The sequence below is a fragment of the Mesorhizobium sp. M1163 genome (genome assembly GCF_040318415.1).
Taxonomy (GTDB): Bacteria; Pseudomonadota; Alphaproteobacteria; order Rhizobiales; family Rhizobiaceae; genus Mesorhizobium.
This window is the reverse complement of the sequence record NZ_JAMYMF010000030.1, coordinates 81,665-98,635: the sequence shown is the minus strand read 5'-3', so window position 1 is coordinate 98,635 and position 16,971 is coordinate 81,665. Positions and strand designations below refer to the sequence as shown.

The following is a 16,971-nucleotide window of genomic DNA, read 5'->3' as shown; positions in this document are numbered from 1 at the left end:
TGATCGACTGTGGCAACGCGAAGAACCGCCGGGAAGCCTCGATGGCTTGTGCGATCTGTTCCTTCGGGATGCCGTGCTCGACAAGGTAGAAGAACCCGTACTCCTCGCAGGCCATGCGTAGGCGCTCGCGCTCGTCGTGCCGCGTTGCATCGGCTGCCAGTTTCGCAAGTGAAATTTGTGGTAGCGTGGTCATAATCGTTCATCCCTTGGTGCTTTGGGTCTTGTGAGACTCCTGGAAAACTTAGTAGTCCGCACCCTTGTCGCGATGTATCTGCCGTCGTTTAGGCAGTGTGCCGGCACAGGGATGCCTCGCATCCTGCAGATGGCGCGTCTCGCTTATCAAACGATGTGGCCGCGAACGAGCTCGCACAGCCAATCCGGCCGGACATCGCCGCGCGTAAGACGCCTCCGCGGACCGTGATGCATAATTTGTCCTGGAGTATTCGAAGAGCGGTCCATCAAGGTCGACATTGCCTGGAGATGGCGGCGACCGCGGGTTTGTCGAACCTTTCCGGCCATCTCCCATAAGGGCACTTTCTATTGGTTTTTGAGGTAAACATGGCGGTTTCCTTCTATGGTGGCGGCTGGATATCAGTATCCATACGCGTATATATCTATCGAACCCCTGGTGATCGCAATACAAAATATATTAAGAATATATTGCGATCACGTTTCACTCGCTACTGTTTTAACATTTCTGGCCAGATAACTTTTTCAATTCAAATTCAGAAGGTTACGTTAGAGCGGCCTCCTATAATGCTCGACGAGAGCCTGTTCAACGATACGCCGAAATCGGCCGGAACTCGTTCGATTTTCGCACCGACCGCGCAATCTGAACCTCACAAACGGGATCGTATGGTTAGAGTTTTACGCGTGATTTGCTGACTGAGACGGGAGCGGACAACCGGAGGCAATCGGGGTTTCGGACGCGCGGTAAAGACGGCACGCCGGTGGCCGAAAACCGCAGGGCAGAAGGAAGCGATCCCGAACACCCGGTGAGTGGAAGCGACGGCAAGCTCTGCTTATCGGACCATGCCTCCGCGACATCAAGACGGCCCAATTGTAAGAATGCCCTTCTTCTTCACAGCAGACCAACCGTGACTTCGGCGGGACCGTATTTTGAATGACGGTTTTAATCTCGAGTTTTACAAATCAATAATGCCACATTTTAGGGCTTTTACGGCTGCGGTTGTTCTGCTTGCAGTATCCATTTTTCTCATTACGTTTTTTATGTGGAAATTAACAGTATTTACAGATATCCCTGCAATCTTTCCTATCTCCCATGATGATTTCCCCTTCGCCGCCCATAGGATACACTCTTTTTCTCTAGGAGAAAGATTAGGTGTCTCCTCGATGCCGCTCGAATTAGCGAACTCCGCGACTCTCAGATGGAAATGTAACGCCGCAAGTTGTAAGTACGTGATTGTTCTATTTTGGAATTCACCGTCCCAAGGTTGAGCAAAGTTCATGATCGCAAAGCTGCCGTCGGGGCCGTGCAATGGAACGCTAATGCCTGACCTCAAGCCAAACGTGGCAGCCTCGTCGAAAACGCGCCGTTCGTCTTCAGTCGTGCTTTCGTCATTGTACACCTCGCTCCACCGAAAGGCTTCTGCTCGCCTCCGACTTCTCTTGATGGTGGGGTCTATCCTGTCATAACCCATTTCGGAATAGCGCTCCTGCCATTCATCAGGATAATTCAGCATGATGGCCGGATCGCCTCGCACCGGCTTTAAGCCTTTTTGGTCTGGTGCAAGAGAGCCATAGGCGATCCACGGACAATCCAAATTCAGGGCAAAAGCAGATAACAAGTCGAACAACTCCTCGGGTTTTCCAATACCATCGGTCTGGTCGAGAAATCGGCCGAACTCGACCGCAAACGCCTCCCTGGCCGCCTCAGGAAAATTCATCGCGGGGACCAAAAAAAGCTGGTCGGACACTCTGGTTGAGAGCCCTCGAAGTTGAGAGACAGCAGTCATCCGAGGGCGTTCCATAGTCTCTGCTCCGTAGCCATTTGCGCTGGATGTTGTCCCTGGCGCACCAAAGCTTCCGGCTGTGAGGCTGCGGCTCCGCGGCCGTCCTCGGCAGGCCAACATCGTCAGAGCTCTAGCATCTCACTGCAATTGGGCGGAGTTAATTTTAATTTAAATTGTGCTTCGCTGCCATGATGCGAGCGCAACAAAGATAAAAAACAAAGGCTATATCATGACAATTTTCGTCGCTTTGATGTCATAATCAATAGACATCTGAAGAGTTATTCAGACTACATCATTAGTCGGCGCATAACCTTCCTACCGAGAACAACCCGGAGACCTCGCACCTGCGTGTCAAGCTACATTGGTGGCGGTAAGAGACTCTGAACCTGCGTGTTCCGGGCTGTGGGTGCACTAATTGGATCCAGATCGAAAAAGGTTGAAGCGGCGCACTGCACATTGGCCAAGGTAGACGTCCGCTCGATCTGAGAAGACGTATACATTGCTCGATCACGCGAGGATGTTCTCGCGTTGCTTTTGCTTTGCTCAACATCATTTCGCGTTTCGTGTTCGCCTCCGCACCGGAACAATGGAACGCTGGAAGCCGCTAACATTCAGGAACGTCCGGCAACAAACAATCTCTGGCTAAATTTTTGGATCTATGATCAAGCAACGAGAAAAGAACGCGCAATAGGCAGTGACGCGGATAGATAATTGGCGATCGTATCGGAGACCGGCAGCACCTGAATTGCCAGATAATGTCGGTCTTTGGATCGGCCGAGGACCGTGACTGAAGGGGGCCCCCGTTGAGACCGATGTGACATCTTCCCTGTCGGCGGAGGTCGGTCAGTCGGCCGGGACATCCAGCGTCAGGTCCACCAGAGAACAAGATCCGGCCGCGCAAACCCGAAAAAGCTGTTCAGCACCAGACGCTTTCCGTGGCCTGATTGACCGGTGACCCCGTGAATGAAACCGCCATCAATTAGGGCGATATCCCCGGCCTTGAGCTGGAAGTCGCGACAAGGAACGGCCTCAAGATAAGCTGCCGAATAGGGATAGCCGGTGGTCTCCACACCCTGCGATTTTCGGTCGGTGACTGTCGGCTTGTGGCTCCAGAGCCGCAGATTGCCACCTTCCTCGGCCATGCTGGGATAAAAGTTGAGTGCTGCGACGGTGTTGTGCGCCACGGCAGAAAGCTCGTAATCGTTCCCGGCACACAGGACCTGAGCGACATCATCGTGGGGGTCCAAGGAAAACGTACCGCTGCCAGACCAGCTGAGAGCGCGACAGACATTAGCCTGACCGTGCGCCGAGCGAGCAAGTCTCAATTCAATGCCCTGCTTGTGAAGCTCGCGCTTCAACGCGTCGAACAATGCTCGGACTGGATCAACCAAATTCTCAAAAAGGGCGTCGACGTACGGTCGCGCAGTTTCCGCCTCTGCGAAATAGGTGGTTGCATCCTTCCTGTAGTGGGATGCGCCGACATATTGTCCGGGCACCCCATCTTTACGCTCATTGAGACCGGGACTGCCACTGAAGTTCGCGGTGATCTCCTCGGCTATTTCGGTGCTGAAAGCTTGCCTGATGTGCAGAGCGGTGATCTCACCTTTCAGGACTGAGATGATGTCCGCGGTGCTGATCGAGCCGGTTCGTTCTCTGATCGCAACAGGCGAATGGGCTGGCACTTGAGATATCTGGTTAGGCATTGTCTTGCTCCTGTAGTGCGTGATGAAGGATGGCCATGCCATGATCGAGTTCGACATCGGTGATGGTTATCGGCGGTAGCACTTTGATGACGTCGCGATCTGGCCCTGATGATTCGATCAGCAGGCCATTTTCGAACGCGACATCGTGCACACGGCCGACAACGGTCGGTGAACGGCATTTTATGCCAGCCATCAGGCCACGTCCGCGCTTTTGTTCAATGCACTTGGGAAACTTCGCAACGAGGCGGTCAAGGTGTCCTTGCAGCTTGACGGCTGTCCGCTCGACGCCTGCAGTAAACTGCCGGTCGGACCAGAGTTTGCACATGGCCGCTGCAGTCACGAAGGCGAAATTGTTGCCTCTGAAAGTCCCGCTATGTTCTCCGGGATTCCATACATCCACGTCGGGGCGAATCAGAACAATGGAGAATGGACTACCTGAACCGCTTAGGGACTTTGAAAGGCAAACGATGTCGGGTTCCATTTTCGCGAACTCGAAGGAGAAGAAATCGCCCGTTCGTCCCGCACCTGCCTGAATGTCGTCGACGATCAAAACAACGCCGTGCTTACGGCAAATGCGCTGAATTTCTATGAGCCAAGCTGCGGATGAGGCGTTCATGCCGCCTTCTGCCTGGATGGTCTCCAGAATGATCGCGGCGGGCTTTTCTATGCCGCTCCCCGGGTCGCCGAGAACGCAGTCGATGTAACTCGCTGAATCGAAAGCTTGGTTCGAATAGCCTTCATACGGAACACGAATCACATCGTGGCGAGCAACGCCGCCTAACTCCCTGGTTGACGCTGAACCCGACACCGCCAGAGAGCCGAGTGACATGCCGTGGAACGAATTTGTGAAGGCCATGACGCTCGAGCGGCCGGTATATTTTCGCGCCAGCGCCAGCGCCGCTTCGTTGGCATTTGTGCCGGTCGGCCCAGGAAACTGTATCTTGTAGGAAAGGCCTCTGGGCTTCAGGATCGAATTGACAAACGCTTCAATGAAGTCCCGCTTGGCCGCCGTATACATATCAAGCGACAGAAGGATGTTCTCACCGATGAGATATTCAATTGCTGGCGCAATAATACTCGGGTTGTTGTGTCCGTAATTAAGTGCGCCGGATCCTACAAGAAAATCGATATGAGGCTTACCGGTCTCGTCCCAAATTGTCGCGCCAAGGGCCTTCGTAAAGACTGCGGGAAACGATCGCCCATAGCGACGAACATTAGACTCATAGGCCGTGAAAGTGTCGGTATTCATTTTGAGGTCCTCTGCAGTAGGCGTCGCGTTCAACGAGAGAGCGATTATTGCCTTTGGCGGGTGGTTGTTTTCATTTTCATGGAAGATCAGAACAGTCCGAGCGAAATTTGGTTGTGCCGGATCCAGGCGCTCCGTTTCGTCTGCTGCACAGATGTACTTCAGACCGGCCCTGCGCTGGCTCATCTGCTGCACACAAGCACTTCGAAATCTTCAGCGTCATCACATTGCCCTGCATGCCGATACCTTTCGGCGAATGCGTTTACACGAGCTCGTTTCTAGAGTTGTCGGGCAAGCACCGAAACTACGGCATCTGGTAGTTGACGCATCTGCTCATCACGCACGACGCGCCTGCCAACATCAAAACCTTAGCGCCAACTGCGGTTCACATGTGACAGGCGCTTCCACATCCAGCACCGCACGTTGGGTATTGCTTTGGAGATGCCGCTCATCCAAGCCCTTGACTAGGTCGTCAACCGATCGGGTCCAGATGCCTTGCACATAGGCTTCGTGGATGACGGCGGTCGGCACCTTCTCCGCCATGCGGCTCGGTTCGAGGAAACTGGGAATCAGTTTCTCTTCCTGAGCTTCGGGATACGCAGCTCGACCGTGCCGGCCCGCGTCCCCGTCGCGGCAAGCCACTGCGCTGGGGCGAGTCGCGCGGGTTCTCGCCATGGCCGGCCCGGTGGCCGGGCTCACCTCCATCTTCATCAGGTGCTCTGCGGCAAACCCAATCATCTCCGATAGGGAGATCGGTACCTGGGTCTTCTCCACGAGGTGCGCAGGTTCATCATTGGTCCTTCCGAAACAGGTTGGCGTCAACAGCCAGACCCTACCCCAAAGGTGTTCGGCCCTTCGCACAGCCGCGTCTCGTGGTCGCCTTCTTGCAAACCATCATGCTTGCGATCGTCTCGCGCTTAGGAAAAATGGATGCCCCCGGAATAATGCGATGCGCCGATGGGCCCAAACGCTTGTTCGGTCACGATGATTTCGGAGAAGGCTCCGGCCTTCGAGAGGAGTTGTCCCCGCGTTCGTGTTGTCGAATGTGAAGCCCGAGATCCCAGCAATGCCGACGCTCTCGGCACACTGCGGCTGCTGGAAGCGATCCGCATTCTTCGCCTCGAAGGAAAAAGCGCGGTTTTGCCAGGCCTCCACGTCCGAACTCTTCGGTTCGGTCCAGGGCGTCCCGCAGGAGGAGACTACTCCGTTTTATCCACGCTCGCCCTATGCGGTGGCGAAGCTCTACGCCTACTGGATCACCGTGAACTACCGCGAGGCATACGGGCTCTATGCAAGCAACGGGATTCTGTTCAATCACGAATGGCCGACGCGCGGCGAAACTTTCATCACACGCAATGTGACGCGTGCGGTAGCTGCGATTATGGCCGGGAAGCAGGACTGCCTCTATCTCGGCAACCTGGAGGCAAAGCGCGACTGGGGCTCGGCGCGCGACTATGTCGAGGGCATGTGGCGCATCCTGCAGCACCATGAGCCTGACGATTTTGTGCTTGCGACCGGCGAGACGCATTCGGTCCGCAGCTTTGTCGAGGCTGCCTTCAGGCGGGTCGGCAAGGAGATCGTCTGGCAGGCGACGGCGTCGATGAGGTAGGCCGAGAACGCAGGAGTAACCAGGTGCTGATCCGGATAGACAAGCGTTATTTCCGCCCGACCGAGGTTGACCTGCTAATCGGCGATGCCTCAAAGGCGGCCACCAAGCTCGATTGGAAGCCGAAGACCACTTTCGATGAGCTCGTTTCGGAAATGGTCGAGGCCGACTGCCGCGCCTACGGAATAACGATCGATTAACGGGAAAGTCGCGACATTCCATCGCCGACCAACGAAAAAATTCGGCGTCGCATCGCCGTTGCTGATCCATCTCCTCCGGTCGGCGCCGACGTTGCCAGTCTCATGACCGCACTTCATCTCGCGCCCGAGCCGGTCTTGCTGTCCGGCGCGCCACTAGGATGCGAAGCCTCCGGCACGCTTACCCAAGGTGCACTTAGGGCGCGCCCTGGGGGGCCGAAGACAGCGTCGATCTGTATTCCCTTTTCCTCACCCAACTCCCGGTAAGCACCCAAAACGCCTCGGCTAAGTTTGCTGGCGTCGGATATTACAAATCGGGACAGTTTACCCGCGCTGTCGAAGCGGAACAGAAGAATGGGTGCATTGGTCTTCAGATCGAAGCCGGTGCGAGCGTCGCTCAACCGTTCACCGGACATCCCTGCTTGCCGCAGCGCCTGCCGCGACTGGCGGAGGAGATCCTGCAAGCGCTCCTCAACGAACACCTTGGCGTTAACCTCAAGCACGCGATCCGCCGCGCAGGTCGAGTCCAAGCGTGATTTGCTGTTTCGGGAACCAGCCAGGGAGACCGCCGAGCTGAGCCGATGTGTCACAGTGCTCGCGCACGGACTCAGTCCGGCGGCGAGACCGATCGTGAATAGGGATTGTTGTGCTGGTGGACGCCTCCAGGTTGCGTCCCGATCACACCGCGCGAATTGGCCGCGCGGGTGCTTCAAGACCGAGCGGCGGAGCAATCGGCTCGAACGGCCGTTCGACCGAGACAAAGATAGCACTCCCCGCCACCGAAGAGCAGGATCTCGCCAGGTAGCATCCCACCGACCGCCAACCGCCAGCCGAGGCTAGTCCATGCCGTTTCGTTGAGGCGCGGCGCCGTCGATCGCGATCGAGCGCGCCGCGTCGCGATTGCTGAGACCGGGCTGAGCGGATGGCCCGGATGACGGGCGACTTGAGCATGTGCGCGCGCTGGAAACCATCCAGTGTGTTGGGCGGGCATTGCTGCCCATTAACAGGCCGCAGACCAAAGGCGAACCTCGTCCGCTGCGCCAGTCCTCCTCTCCGCCAAATGTCTGGGCTCGTGCGCTTCAATCAATGTCGATGCGGCTATACTTCGATCGAAAATAGCGGGCTCTCGCTCTTTCGCCAGACATTCGCCTAACAGCGCTGTCTCTTGTTGACGCCGGCGCGCATTCACCCTCTCTCCGCTGATGAGCTGGTACAGCTCCGGGCCGATGGTGGGTGGAGCATAGCGTGGGAGCCATTTGCCTGAGCGGCGGAGACTTTCGAGGCGCAACCTCTTCCGCACGAGCGAGATACTCCCAACCCGCAAGCTGTTCCGTTCGGCGCTGTCCGATATCCGACAATGTCGGATATTCGAGGCCGAACGACGGCGCCAAGGAGAGCCTCGCCGCTAACACCCAGACCGATCTAAGCGCCGGTCGATCCAGCACAACGGAATTTCAGATATGCACCAAGACACCGTCCGGGCGAGAGCTCTCGCCATGCCCTGATCAGCCCGGCCTACCCGGCTGGCCCATATCGCTTCCAAAACCGGGAGTATCTGATCATCACATATCGCACCGATCCGCAGAAACTGCACGACCTGGTGCCGGAGCCGCTTCAGGTGTGCGAGCCTCTCGTCAAATTCGAGTTCATTCGCATGCCGGACTCGACGGGCTTCGGCGACTACACGGAAGGCGGACAGGTCATTCCTGTCTCCTTCCGTGGCCGCAGGGGGAGCTACACCCACTGCATGTTTCTCGATGACCATCCGCCGGCGGACGCGAGTTGTGGGGCTTTCCCAAGAAGCTCGCCAGCCCAACGCTCCGAACGGAGACGGATACCGTTGTTGGCACGCTGGATTACGGCCCCGTCCGCGTCGCGACGGGTACCATGGGCTACAAGCACCGAGCCGCCGACCTTGCGAGGGTGAAGGCCTCGCTCGCCGAACCGAACTTCCTCCTAAAAATCATCCCGCATGTCGACGGCACGCCGCGCATGTGTGAGCTCGTGGAGTATCACCTGAAGGACATCGATCTAAGGGTCGCCTTGACCGGCCCGGCAGCCCTGAACCTCTGGTCGCATGCGCTTGCCCCCGTCGCCGAACTGCCGGTGCTGGAAGTGGTCTCGGCCGTACACCTCGTCGCAGATCTCACGCTCGCGCTCGGGAAGGTCGTCCACGACTACCTCGCGCAAGCCGAGCCTCGCTATCCGAAAGGAAGAATCCATGAACTTTCAGAATGATATCCTATCGAACCAGCGCGACGACGGAGCGGGTGGCCGGCTTCTCGACCGGAGCCGCGAGTGGCGTCGGGAAGGAGATGGCGCTCATGGGAGCCTTCAACCCGTGATTACGCTTTAGGCACGCAATAACGATAAGGAAAAAATCTGCGCGAAACGGTCGCACCGGTATTGACTTTAATTGACACATCCCGCGAACACTTGCATAAGCCGCATAGCGGTAGTAGCTGAGGGGCATGCCGCACCCAATTTTTCCCTAGGGGCGAGGTCTGATCTATAGCGGCACTGGCAAAATTCAGACCAGTTGATTCCGGCCAACACGACAAGGACGAGCTCCGCGAGATTGTCCGTGAGCGCTCTTTTCGATTCGGACGCTACACGCTCTCGTCGGGCATAGAAAGCGACATCTATTTCAATATGAAGCCTACTATGATGGTGGCGCGCGGCGCGCAGCTTGCCGCTCTTGAGTTCCTAAAGATCGTTGAGCAAACGAAAGCAGAGTACGTCGGCGGCCTTGAAATGGGCGCGGTCCCCGTAATCGGATCAATGGCGGCTGTCAGCTCGGTCATGAACAAACCGATAAACACTATCTTCGTTCGCAAGGCTCCAAAGGCCCACGGCACAAGGGACGTGATTGAAGGCCTTGGCCCCAAAGAAGATCTCAAGGGAAAAGTCGTCCTGATCGTTGACGACGTTGCCACAAGCGGCAAGTCGATATTGAAGGCGATTGAAGAGGTTCGCCACGTCGGGGGCATTGTGCGTGACGCTGCTTGCCTCGTGGACCGCAACGAGGGAGCTACGGCGCTGCTAGCTCAACATGGCGTAGCGCTGCATTCCGTGCTGCATGCGAGCGAATTTGTGGAACGCCACTGACAATCTCATACATCGTCTTTCCGGCGACCTAGCCTTAGAGGACATTCCGCCGATTTGCAGCGAGTGCAAGCGCCTCGCGACTGAGAGCGATTGCCCTTGCCCATCCTCCTTGTTGTTGTTGGTGCAACACATGCTCGCTGCCGTCCCAGCGGCTTGAGGCCGTTGGCTACCTCTCTGAGCAAGGCGCCATAAGGCTGAAGGCTTTTACCGAATATCTGGCGGCCGTCGTTCGCATAGCTTCAGAGAACGGCGACGCGGCACCCTGGATTGATCTAGCCAGCCGGTTTAGCGCTCTTTTCGGTCCCGATGAGGTTGCCCATTAGGGCTTATCGGGCTTTTGCTGGACGAGCAGCCTCGGCGGCAATGCGTCATGGTTCGCCGGCGGCATCCCGGCGCCATGGTGCGAGCATAAACGCGCCGAGCAGCCGGTGCTGGATCTCGGACGCGACGCCGCCGACTGGTGGGATGCGGCGTTGGTGCACTGGGCCCTCGTGCCGCGGTCCAAGCACGGATGAGCTGCGTCGCCCATTCCGCGCGGTACGCGCGCGCCCCTCGGTGGCGTGTCATGCAAGCGGGCCCGAGCGAGTTGCCATCAGATAGACCCAATTAAGATATTCCGGATGAACACGGCCATCCTGGCGTTGGCGGCAGTTAACAGCCATCCCCGGTTGGCCGGGCAGGCCCCCGAACGAACTTTGAGCGCGTCGCCGGCACGGCAGCGCAATCTCAATCTGTCGAGCGTCAGCCATTGCGGAAGGCGTATCCATAACCGTTGATCGCCGGCGCGCCGCCGAGATGCGCGTAGAGGATCCTCGATCCCTCTGGAAAGAAACCTTTCTGGATGAGGTCGATCATCCCTTGCATCGATTTGCCCTCATAAACGGGATCGGTAATCATACCCTCGAGCCGCGCACACATGCGGATGCCCTCCTTCGTTTCCTCGGACGGGATGCCATAACGCGGGTATGCGTAGTCCTCGAGCAACACCACGTCATCCTCGACGGGTTCCGTTCCGAGATCGACGAGCTCCGATGTGTGTTGGGCAATCTTTAGCACCTGCGCCTTGGTTTTGGTGGGGGTGGCAGAGGAATCGATACCGACCACATTGCGCTGTCGACCGTCCTTGGCAAATCCGACGAGCATGCCGGCATGCGTCGACCCGGTGACGGTGCAAACGACGATATAGTCGAAGGCAAACCCAAGCTGTTTTTCCTCGGCGCGCACTTCCTCCGCGAACCCCACATAACCGAGGCCGCCGTTCGGGTGAACAGACGCCCCGGCTGGTATCGCATAGGGTCTGCCGCCCCTTGCCTTGACCTCATAGATTGCTTGTTCCCAACTGTGGCGGATGCCGATGTGAAAGCCCTCGTCGACCAGGCGCACCTCTGCACCCATGATGCGGCTCAGGAGAATATTGCCGACCCGGTCGTAGACGGCATCCTCATGGGGTACCCAGCTCTCCTGAACCAGGAGACATTTCATGCCGATCTTGGCGGCGACCGCGGCGACCATGCGCGTATGGTTGGACTGCACGCCGCCGACGGTGACGAGCGTATCAGCATTTGACGCGATCGCGTCGGGGATGATGTATTCGAGCTTGCGGAGCTTGTTTCCGCCGAACGCGAGACCGGAGTTGCAGTCCTCGCGTTTGGCGTAGATTTCCACCTTGCCCCCCAGATGCTTGGAGAGGCGGTCGAGCTTCTCGATCGGCGTGGGTCCAAATGTGAGCGGATAGCGTTCGAACTTTTCGAGCATTTTCTCTCCGGCAACACGCGATGGAGCTGAATGAGCCATTCACGATTCATCTAGAGGCGTCTTTGATTTCACGTCATCTGCATTTTCCGGCGCCAGAAGAGTCCATTACGATTCCAGCGCCTCGTTCGTCATTGAGAGTTGCAACCGCACGCCGACCTGCGAGAGAATCAATGCGTATGGGATTCAAGAACTGCATCTCCTGGATTAACTAGAATGAGCGGATTGCAGTCACCAACTCAAGCACAGTATTCCTTCTAATATCTGCTCAATGTTTGTGGTTGGGCCAGAGTTTGCCAGCTTGAGCACTGACCTTGTCACGGCGCCTCAAGGCAGCAGCAGCGATATGGCCAGCATTTGATCGCGCTGGAGCAAATCTGCGGATTCATCCGTCACCTCATAGAGATCTGGCGGCTCGGATACAACTTCCTTGCAACTGTCGAAATGCTCGGCCCTTTGGCCAGCTCGGCTAATGCAGCCAGACCGCCAAATCAGAAAGAGCACGCTTGCGAAATACGCCAGCTGAAGGAGCAGCGAACAAGCCAGCGTCGTGACGACTACTGTGCGGATGGAATGAGAAGCGAAATAGACGGTCAGGGCGGTGCTGCAAAGGACCATTCCCAGGACGCGACAGAAGATTCTGAAGGGCAATGCCGTTCTCCTGGATTGTCCACCAGATCATGCAGCGACATTGTCGGCCGCAACATGGGTCTGGCAGTTCTTCGGGCAGACGCGGGCGCAGGCTCCGCAGCCAATGCAGCGGCCAGCATGATCGACGACCATGATCATGCGATTGAGCTCGCCATCGAAATCGTCATCCCCGTCGTCGCAGGAGCCGAGGATTTCACCCGTGTCATCGACGCCGTAAAGATGCATCACCTCGCGCGAGCAGACTTTGAAACAGCGGCCGCAGCCGATGCAGGTCGCGCCGTCTATCGCGGTGAGATATTCCGGCATCCATCCGGAGCCGTCGCGGGTGTTGAATGTGCTCCTCATCGTAACTTCTTCATTGCAGCGAGCTCTCTCTTGGCACCATCCAACTCGGCAAAAACGGCCGACGCTTCCTCGGCAACTTCCTCTATCTCCGTCCATTTTCCCGGGAGATCCTCTACAAGGTCGCGCAATTTCATCTTGGCAATTGCCGCGCGCAGCTGAAGCTTTCGGACTTTCGTCCCCATCTCATCTAGCTTTGACATAGATCCTTCCTCGAAATCGGTTTCTTCACGCCGGCGCCACCCCGGGATAGGATTCAATGGCTGCAGTCGCATCGTCGACCAGTTTCGTACCGGCCTCCGCTAGCTTCCTGAGCGTCTCGAAGCCGAACCGGTGGATGTCTCGACAGAGCGACCAACCGCCCGGCCGTAAGCCGAAATCGTCCGAAGCCCCCATGGGTTTCATCTCCATAATTGGCGGTGTCATCAGGCCGGAGCGCTCCTCGATCGCAAGCCCCACGGCGCTGTAAAAACATATCGAGCCTCCACAGCACGTCCGGATCGGGATCTCCGATGACAGGGGATCGCACGGCGCTGTTTTCTGGTGACGATGAAGTCGGCCAGCAGCTCGGCGTCCGATTTGCCTTCCCATGAGCCGTAGGACTCCTGAGCACGGATCAGCCGCACGAGGCATTTGACGAACGGGGTGGCAAGGGCCGCCTCGTCCTCGTTGACAGCAGGGCTGACCGCGGCTTCAGGCATTTCGCTTTCTCCTCGTTTCAGTCCTCTTCCTCGGAGGACGATTTCTGTTTTCCGGGACGCCTACTCCGGGCAAACTTGCGCAGCCGACGTCCGGCTCGGGGCGGCCGATTCCACGCAATTGATGCCCCGGTGGCCGAGCTTGGTCGTGTCTTCGACTGCAAGGCCTTCCACGCGGATCCGCGTGGAACATCACTTCCACCGTGATGCTGCCGGAGGTAATCCCAAGATTTGAGCCTTGACCCTGCTGCAAACAATCCCTCCTTTGCTGCATGGGGCCTGCTTGCGGTCACGCCAGGGAAATGGACGAATTGGCCAGTAAACATTCCGACCTTCCCCTTTTTAAGTATTCTTCTCGCCCGGCCGCGCTTTGGCACCTCCGGGAAGCCTGTTTTGCGGAGCCGCACAGAGAGCGCCGTAACAAACCTTCCCGCCCCTGTAGTTGGCCAGGGCCTGCAGCAAATCCGGCAGATGCTGCTCTTTCAGTTCGCCCGGGACAGGCTCCGGACCGTCCAGCGACTTCAGTGCCAGCTCGACCAACTCGATCGCGCGATCGTTGTTGCCGTTATCGTGATAGTACCGGGCGACAGCCGGATAAGACCGGTACTTAAGGCTGTCGCCTTGCGGGGGATTCAGTGCCAGGATGTGTTCGGACAGCTCCTTGCCCATCGCGAAGCGCTCAGCAGGGGGAAGGCGCGAACGGTCATTAGCCGGATGGAAAAGTTGGTCTAGCGCCGACACCATCCAGTCCTCGGAGTTTTTGTCGATAGCGTCGCGAACCAATTGGCGCATCACGGGCAAGCCGGTCCACATGTCTTGGATTTTGTGAAGCAACAGATGCGCATGAGCCAGGCGGAAATTGTTGTCGTCCGGCATCAAAGCGATGCCCTCTTCGATCGCCCAGAGCGCCGTCTTCCAATCTTCTAACTTCACCGCCGCCCAGAATTTGTCATCGATCGGCTTCTTCAACGCTAGTTCGCGCGCCATGGGTTCGCTTTTGGCCATCCGCTCCGTATCGGCGGCTTTCGCTTTGTCGCTGGTGCGCCAGCTGCCGTTGAGCACTTCCGGCAAAATCTGATCGAGTTGGCTTGGATGACCGATAAAGGCGATCTGGCCGTCTCGATCGACCACGAACGAGGTCGGAAGCCCTGCGGAAAAGCTGGGTTCCATCCAAAGCTTGTTCATTTCGCCTGTGTAGTCGAACGCGATCCGATAGTTCAGATTCGAGCACTTTTCGGTCAACCACGCGTCCAACTTGGTGCGAGCCTCAACGGCCGTTGGAGCGTCTTCATTAGCCGCGACTGCGACGACCTCAAGTCCGCTGTCCCTGTATTTCTCCTGCAGCCGCATCAAATGGAGCATCTCCCCCACACCTGGTTGGCACCAAGTTGCCCAAAATTCGACGATGTAGACTTTGCCGGGCTGGAAGTTCGCAAGGGCATCGCCACGCAGCCAGTCCTCCACTTTGATGAAGGAGCCGGTGACCCCATCTGCAATACCATGTTGCTCTCCAAAGCTGTTGCCAAAGGTTGCGTGACCTTATGCGCGAGCTTGTTCCCCCTTTGAGACGGGGCACGAGGGTTCAAGGAAGGGAGAGCATCGCTCGTCTTGCGCGTCTGCGTGCAGTCAGCCTTCACTCAGTGTTGCTGAATCTCAATTCGCAAACGCCGTGCCAACGCGCTAAGCGCGCAGTAAACGCTTGATTACACTTCAAAAAAAGCTCCGGGTGCCCAAGATAGCCGGTTGTATGGACACGACATGTTTTCTGCCACTGTCAGGTCTTGGACACGCATCACGCGCTTCGCGTCGCCAGAGAAGCGTGGCCACGGACGACTCGACATATATTCGGGCTGAGGGAGGAGCAGATGGACATCATGACTGCGTTGGCTACCGCCAGGCTCGTCATCATCGTCCGCCTCAAGCCTTGCTTGAGCTTCTTGCCGTTTCGGTCGCTCAGGTGGTAGCGGAACGCCATTGCGATTGCAGGGGCCGCTCCATCCGAGCATCGCCTCTGCCCTACCTCTTCCGCTTTGCGATTGAATTCCTGGCTGGCGACGCAGGAGTTCTTCACGACGAAGCCGGTCATGTCCGGCTGCGGGTCGCGAGTACCGTCATAGCCAGATTGAGGATGATGATCGTGGCGAAGAGGGCCAGGATGAGTGCCGGCATGTGCCGGCCCGGTGAACTCTCCCGGATTCCTGCTTTCGTTGTTCTGTGTCCCTCTGCACAGGCCCTACAGGGACCGCCTGGTGCGAATGTGAGCGTTGTCGGAATGGACCGGCCAAAGACCACTCGGTCGCCACGCGGGTTGGGCCGGACCGACTGAAAACGCTGAAGATGCGGCCGTCCTCACCCCTAACCCGCCTGCCATTCCAGACCATGGCAACGTGATTTATGCGATCGATTCCCGCCGACCGCGGCAGGAGCCCGACCGTTCCGACTCGAAGTTGAGGGCGTCGGCCACGGCACGGTTGTTGCGTTGTTAAGCTCCCGGCCAGTAATGAGGAGATCGTGATAGCGCGCGTACGATGCCGCTACGGGTCCGAACTCGGCCTGCCGCGCTGAACGACTCTCTTTGACCTGACGCCGACCTGCGCCGTGATCGTGGCTGCAGTGAGGACTGCGCATACCTCTGCCCGGCCGTTGGTCTGCGCGTCACCGGTCATCTCGGTGTGCGGAAACCCCGATAGCGCGCTGGAGACGTCCGGGATGTTCTTCGCGACGGCGCGTGCAAATTGGCTCGAGGAGCTTCGGGAACCTGCGCGTTTGCCGCGACCTTTCTGCGACTTGGCGTCAGGATCGATGACGCAGGGGAGTAGAGCTTCGAACGGCATTGATGCACCTTCGGAATCCGTCAGCGAGCCAAAAACAGCGGCAGTGGCGGCTTGCGAACTATCCATCTCGTCACGCCACCGAAGAGCCGCTCGCGCAGCCGGCGGCTGCCGTAAGCGCCCATGACTATCATGTTGGCAGACGTGTCGATTGCGTGCTGCGAGAGCACCGTGGCCACCGATTTGCCGGCACTCGGCAGCAGGTCAACCGACACCCGAGCACCGTGCCGAGTGAGATAGGCAGCGATGTCGGCTCCGGCGCCGCTTCCGGTGCAGGTCGCCTCAGGATCGACGAGGGCGACACGAACTTCCTCAGCAGCGGATAGCAGATCCAGCGCTTCCCGAACCGCACGGGACGCCTCGGCTCGCGAATCCCATCCGACCAGCACGCGCCGTGGCGACAGAGTCGCCTCAGCGCCCTCAGGCACGACAAGCACCGGCTTCCGGTATCGAACAGGCTGCCGTTGATAACAAGGGGTCCAAGGTTAATGTCGTTGAGAAGTGCGGGGCCGACGATTGTCAGGTCGTTGCAGAGCGCCCGCCGTCGCACCGCGTCACCGACGCTGGCCTGATCGCAGTTGGCAATATCGACATCATAGCACCGCCACGTGGCTCTCAGCAGTTTGTGAATTTCCCTGGATGTTTTTTCCAGACTGGCCGTGTCCTCTGAAAATCTCTCGATTTGCCTGTACCGTTTTTCCAGTGCGGCAATGGCGTGGGCGCGATTTCTAGGCCACTCGGGGATGCCATCGCCCAGCGGCGGAGGCGACATAACGAGCCGCGGAGGCGACATAATCAGTACGGACAAATATGCGCCGACCTCGGCGCACAAGCTCGCAGCTGTTCTGACGTCCTGGTCGGAGT

General features: G+C 57.8%; 15 protein-coding genes and 4 pseudogenes. 4 read left to right on the top strand and 15 right to left on the bottom strand.

Annotated features, from left to right (window positions below; all coding sequences use genetic code 11):
* The 5 genes and pseudogenes from NKH43_RS25690 to NKH43_RS25670 all read right to left on the bottom strand — a co-directional run.
* On the bottom strand, positions 1 to 193 hold a 193-nt coding region (locus NKH43_RS25690; protein WP_352860407.1), incomplete at its 3' end, for a 2-oxoglutarate and iron-dependent oxygenase domain-containing protein.
* A 952-nt stretch (positions 194 to 1,145) separates the two neighbouring features.
* A complete protein-coding gene (locus tag NKH43_RS25685; protein WP_352860406.1) occupies positions 1,146 to 1,937 on the bottom strand; it encodes a LuxR family transcriptional regulator in 792 nt (263 codons plus the stop codon).
* A gap of 902 nt (positions 1,938 to 2,839) precedes the next feature.
* Positions 2,840 to 3,676, bottom strand: coding sequence for a 2OG-Fe(II)-dependent halogenase WelO5 family protein (locus NKH43_RS25680; RefSeq protein WP_352860404.1), 837 nt, complete (start codon positions 3,674 to 3,676; stop codon positions 2,840 to 2,842).
* On the bottom strand, positions 3,669 to 4,925 hold the full coding sequence (gene ectB, locus NKH43_RS25675; RefSeq protein ID WP_352860417.1) for a diaminobutyrate--2-oxoglutarate transaminase: 1,257 nt from the start codon (positions 4,923 to 4,925) through the stop codon (positions 3,669 to 3,671). The genes NKH43_RS25680 and ectB overlap by 8 nt, the downstream gene beginning before the upstream one ends.
* Before the next feature lie 450 nt (positions 4,926 to 5,375).
* Positions 5,376 to 5,744: pseudogene (locus NKH43_RS25670) on the bottom strand (transposase); the annotation flags it as partial.
* 240 nt (positions 5,745 to 5,984) lie between these two features.
* Here NKH43_RS25670 and NKH43_RS25665 point away from each other — a divergent pair.
* Positions 5,985 to 6,728 (top strand): annotated as a pseudogene (locus NKH43_RS25665) (GDP-mannose 4,6-dehydratase); the annotation flags it as partial.
* Between the two features lie 113 nt (positions 6,729 to 6,841).
* Here NKH43_RS25665 and NKH43_RS25660 read toward each other — a convergent pair.
* A complete protein-coding gene (locus tag NKH43_RS25660; protein ID WP_352860419.1) occupies positions 6,842 to 7,228 on the bottom strand; it encodes a hypothetical protein in 387 nt (128 codons plus the stop codon).
* Between the two features lie 957 nt (positions 7,229 to 8,185).
* On the opposite strand from NKH43_RS25660, the pseudogene NKH43_RS25655 reads away from it, so the two are divergent.
* From NKH43_RS25655 to NKH43_RS25645, 3 genes and pseudogenes are all read left to right on the top strand, one after another.
* Positions 8,186 to 8,963, top strand: a pseudogene (locus tag NKH43_RS25655) (acetoacetate decarboxylase).
* A gap of 414 nt (positions 8,964 to 9,377) precedes the next feature.
* On the top strand, positions 9,378 to 9,833 hold the full coding sequence (locus tag NKH43_RS25650) for an orotate phosphoribosyltransferase (RefSeq protein WP_352860402.1): 456 nt from the start codon (positions 9,378 to 9,380) through the stop codon (positions 9,831 to 9,833).
* 350 nt (positions 9,834 to 10,183) lie between these two features.
* A pseudogene (locus NKH43_RS25645) lies at positions 10,184 to 10,306 on the top strand (glycine oxidase); the annotation flags it as partial.
* Between the two features lie 268 nt (positions 10,307 to 10,574).
* On the opposite strand, the gene NKH43_RS25640 reads toward NKH43_RS25645, so the two are convergent.
* From NKH43_RS25640 to NKH43_RS35370, 9 genes are all read right to left on the bottom strand, one after another.
* On the bottom strand, positions 10,575 to 11,588 hold the full coding sequence (locus tag NKH43_RS25640) for a 1-aminocyclopropane-1-carboxylate deaminase (RefSeq protein ID WP_352860400.1): 1,014 nt from the start codon (positions 11,586 to 11,588) through the stop codon (positions 10,575 to 10,577).
* Between the two features lie 324 nt (positions 11,589 to 11,912).
* Positions 11,913 to 12,236 (bottom strand): exopolysaccharide production repressor protein, encoded by a 324-nt coding sequence (locus NKH43_RS25635; protein ID WP_352860398.1) that lies wholly within the window; start codon positions 12,234 to 12,236, stop codon positions 11,913 to 11,915.
* 27 nt (positions 12,237 to 12,263) lie between these two features.
* Positions 12,264 to 12,581, bottom strand: coding sequence for a ferredoxin III, nif-specific (fdxB, locus tag NKH43_RS25630; protein WP_352860396.1), 318 nt, complete (start codon positions 12,579 to 12,581; stop codon positions 12,264 to 12,266).
* Complete coding sequence (locus NKH43_RS25625) at positions 12,578 to 12,781, bottom strand: CCE_0567 family metalloprotein (RefSeq protein WP_352860394.1); 204 nt, start codon at positions 12,779 to 12,781, stop codon at positions 12,578 to 12,580. Before NKH43_RS25625 ends, fdxB begins: the two co-directional genes overlap by 4 nt.
* 25 nt (positions 12,782 to 12,806) lie before the next feature.
* Complete coding sequence (locus NKH43_RS25620; RefSeq protein WP_352860393.1) at positions 12,807 to 13,004, bottom strand: DUF269 domain-containing protein; 198 nt, start codon at positions 13,002 to 13,004, stop codon at positions 12,807 to 12,809.
* A complete protein-coding gene (locus NKH43_RS25615) occupies positions 13,004 to 13,279 on the bottom strand; it encodes a hypothetical protein (protein WP_352860391.1) in 276 nt (91 codons plus the stop codon). The genes NKH43_RS25620 and NKH43_RS25615 overlap by 1 nt, the downstream gene beginning before the upstream one ends.
* Before the next feature lie 339 nt (positions 13,280 to 13,618).
* Complete coding sequence (locus NKH43_RS25610) at positions 13,619 to 14,740, bottom strand: TlpA disulfide reductase family protein (RefSeq protein WP_352860390.1); 1,122 nt, start codon at positions 14,738 to 14,740, stop codon at positions 13,619 to 13,621.
* A 328-nt stretch (positions 14,741 to 15,068) separates the two neighbouring features.
* Complete coding sequence (locus NKH43_RS25605; protein ID WP_352860388.1) at positions 15,069 to 15,362, bottom strand: hypothetical protein; 294 nt, start codon at positions 15,360 to 15,362, stop codon at positions 15,069 to 15,071.
* Positions 15,363 to 16,130: 768 nt separating this feature from the next.
* Positions 16,131 to 16,535 (bottom strand): universal stress protein, encoded by a 405-nt coding sequence (locus tag NKH43_RS35370; RefSeq protein WP_502906509.1) that lies wholly within the window; start codon positions 16,533 to 16,535, stop codon positions 16,131 to 16,133.
* Between the last annotated feature and the right edge of the window lie 436 nt (positions 16,536 to 16,971).

What these genes read in the sequence shown, in the direction of transcription:
- NKH43_RS25680 (WP_352860404.1), bottom strand. Translation starts at nt 3,676, where the DNA reads ATGCCTAACCAGATATCTCAAGTGCCAGCCCATTCGCCTGTTGCGATC.
- ectB (WP_352860417.1), bottom strand. Translation starts at nt 4,925, where the DNA reads ATGAATACCGACACTTTCACGGCCTATGAGTCTAATGTTCGTCGCTAT.
- NKH43_RS25650 (WP_352860402.1), top strand. Translation starts at nt 9,378, where the DNA reads ATGAAGCCTACTATGATGGTGGCGCGCGGCGCGCAGCTTGCCGCTCTT.
- NKH43_RS25640 (WP_352860400.1), bottom strand. Translation starts at nt 11,588, where the DNA reads ATGCTCGAAAAGTTCGAACGCTATCCGCTCACATTTGGACCCACGCCG.
- fdxB (WP_352860396.1), bottom strand. Translation starts at nt 12,581, where the DNA reads ATGAGGAGCACATTCAACACCCGCGACGGCTCCGGATGGATGCCGGAA.
- NKH43_RS25625 (WP_352860394.1), bottom strand. Translation starts at nt 12,781, where the DNA reads ATGTCAAAGCTAGATGAGATGGGGACGAAAGTCCGAAAGCTTCAGCTG.
- NKH43_RS25620 (WP_352860393.1), bottom strand. Translation starts at nt 13,004, where the DNA reads ATGACACCGCCAATTATGGAGATGAAACCCATGGGGGCTTCGGACGAT.
- NKH43_RS25615 (WP_352860391.1), bottom strand. Translation starts at nt 13,279, where the DNA reads ATGCCTGAAGCCGCGGTCAGCCCTGCTGTCAACGAGGACGAGGCGGCC.
- NKH43_RS25605 (WP_352860388.1), bottom strand. Translation starts at nt 15,362, where the DNA reads ATGACCGGCTTCGTCGTGAAGAACTCCTGCGTCGCCAGCCAGGAATTC.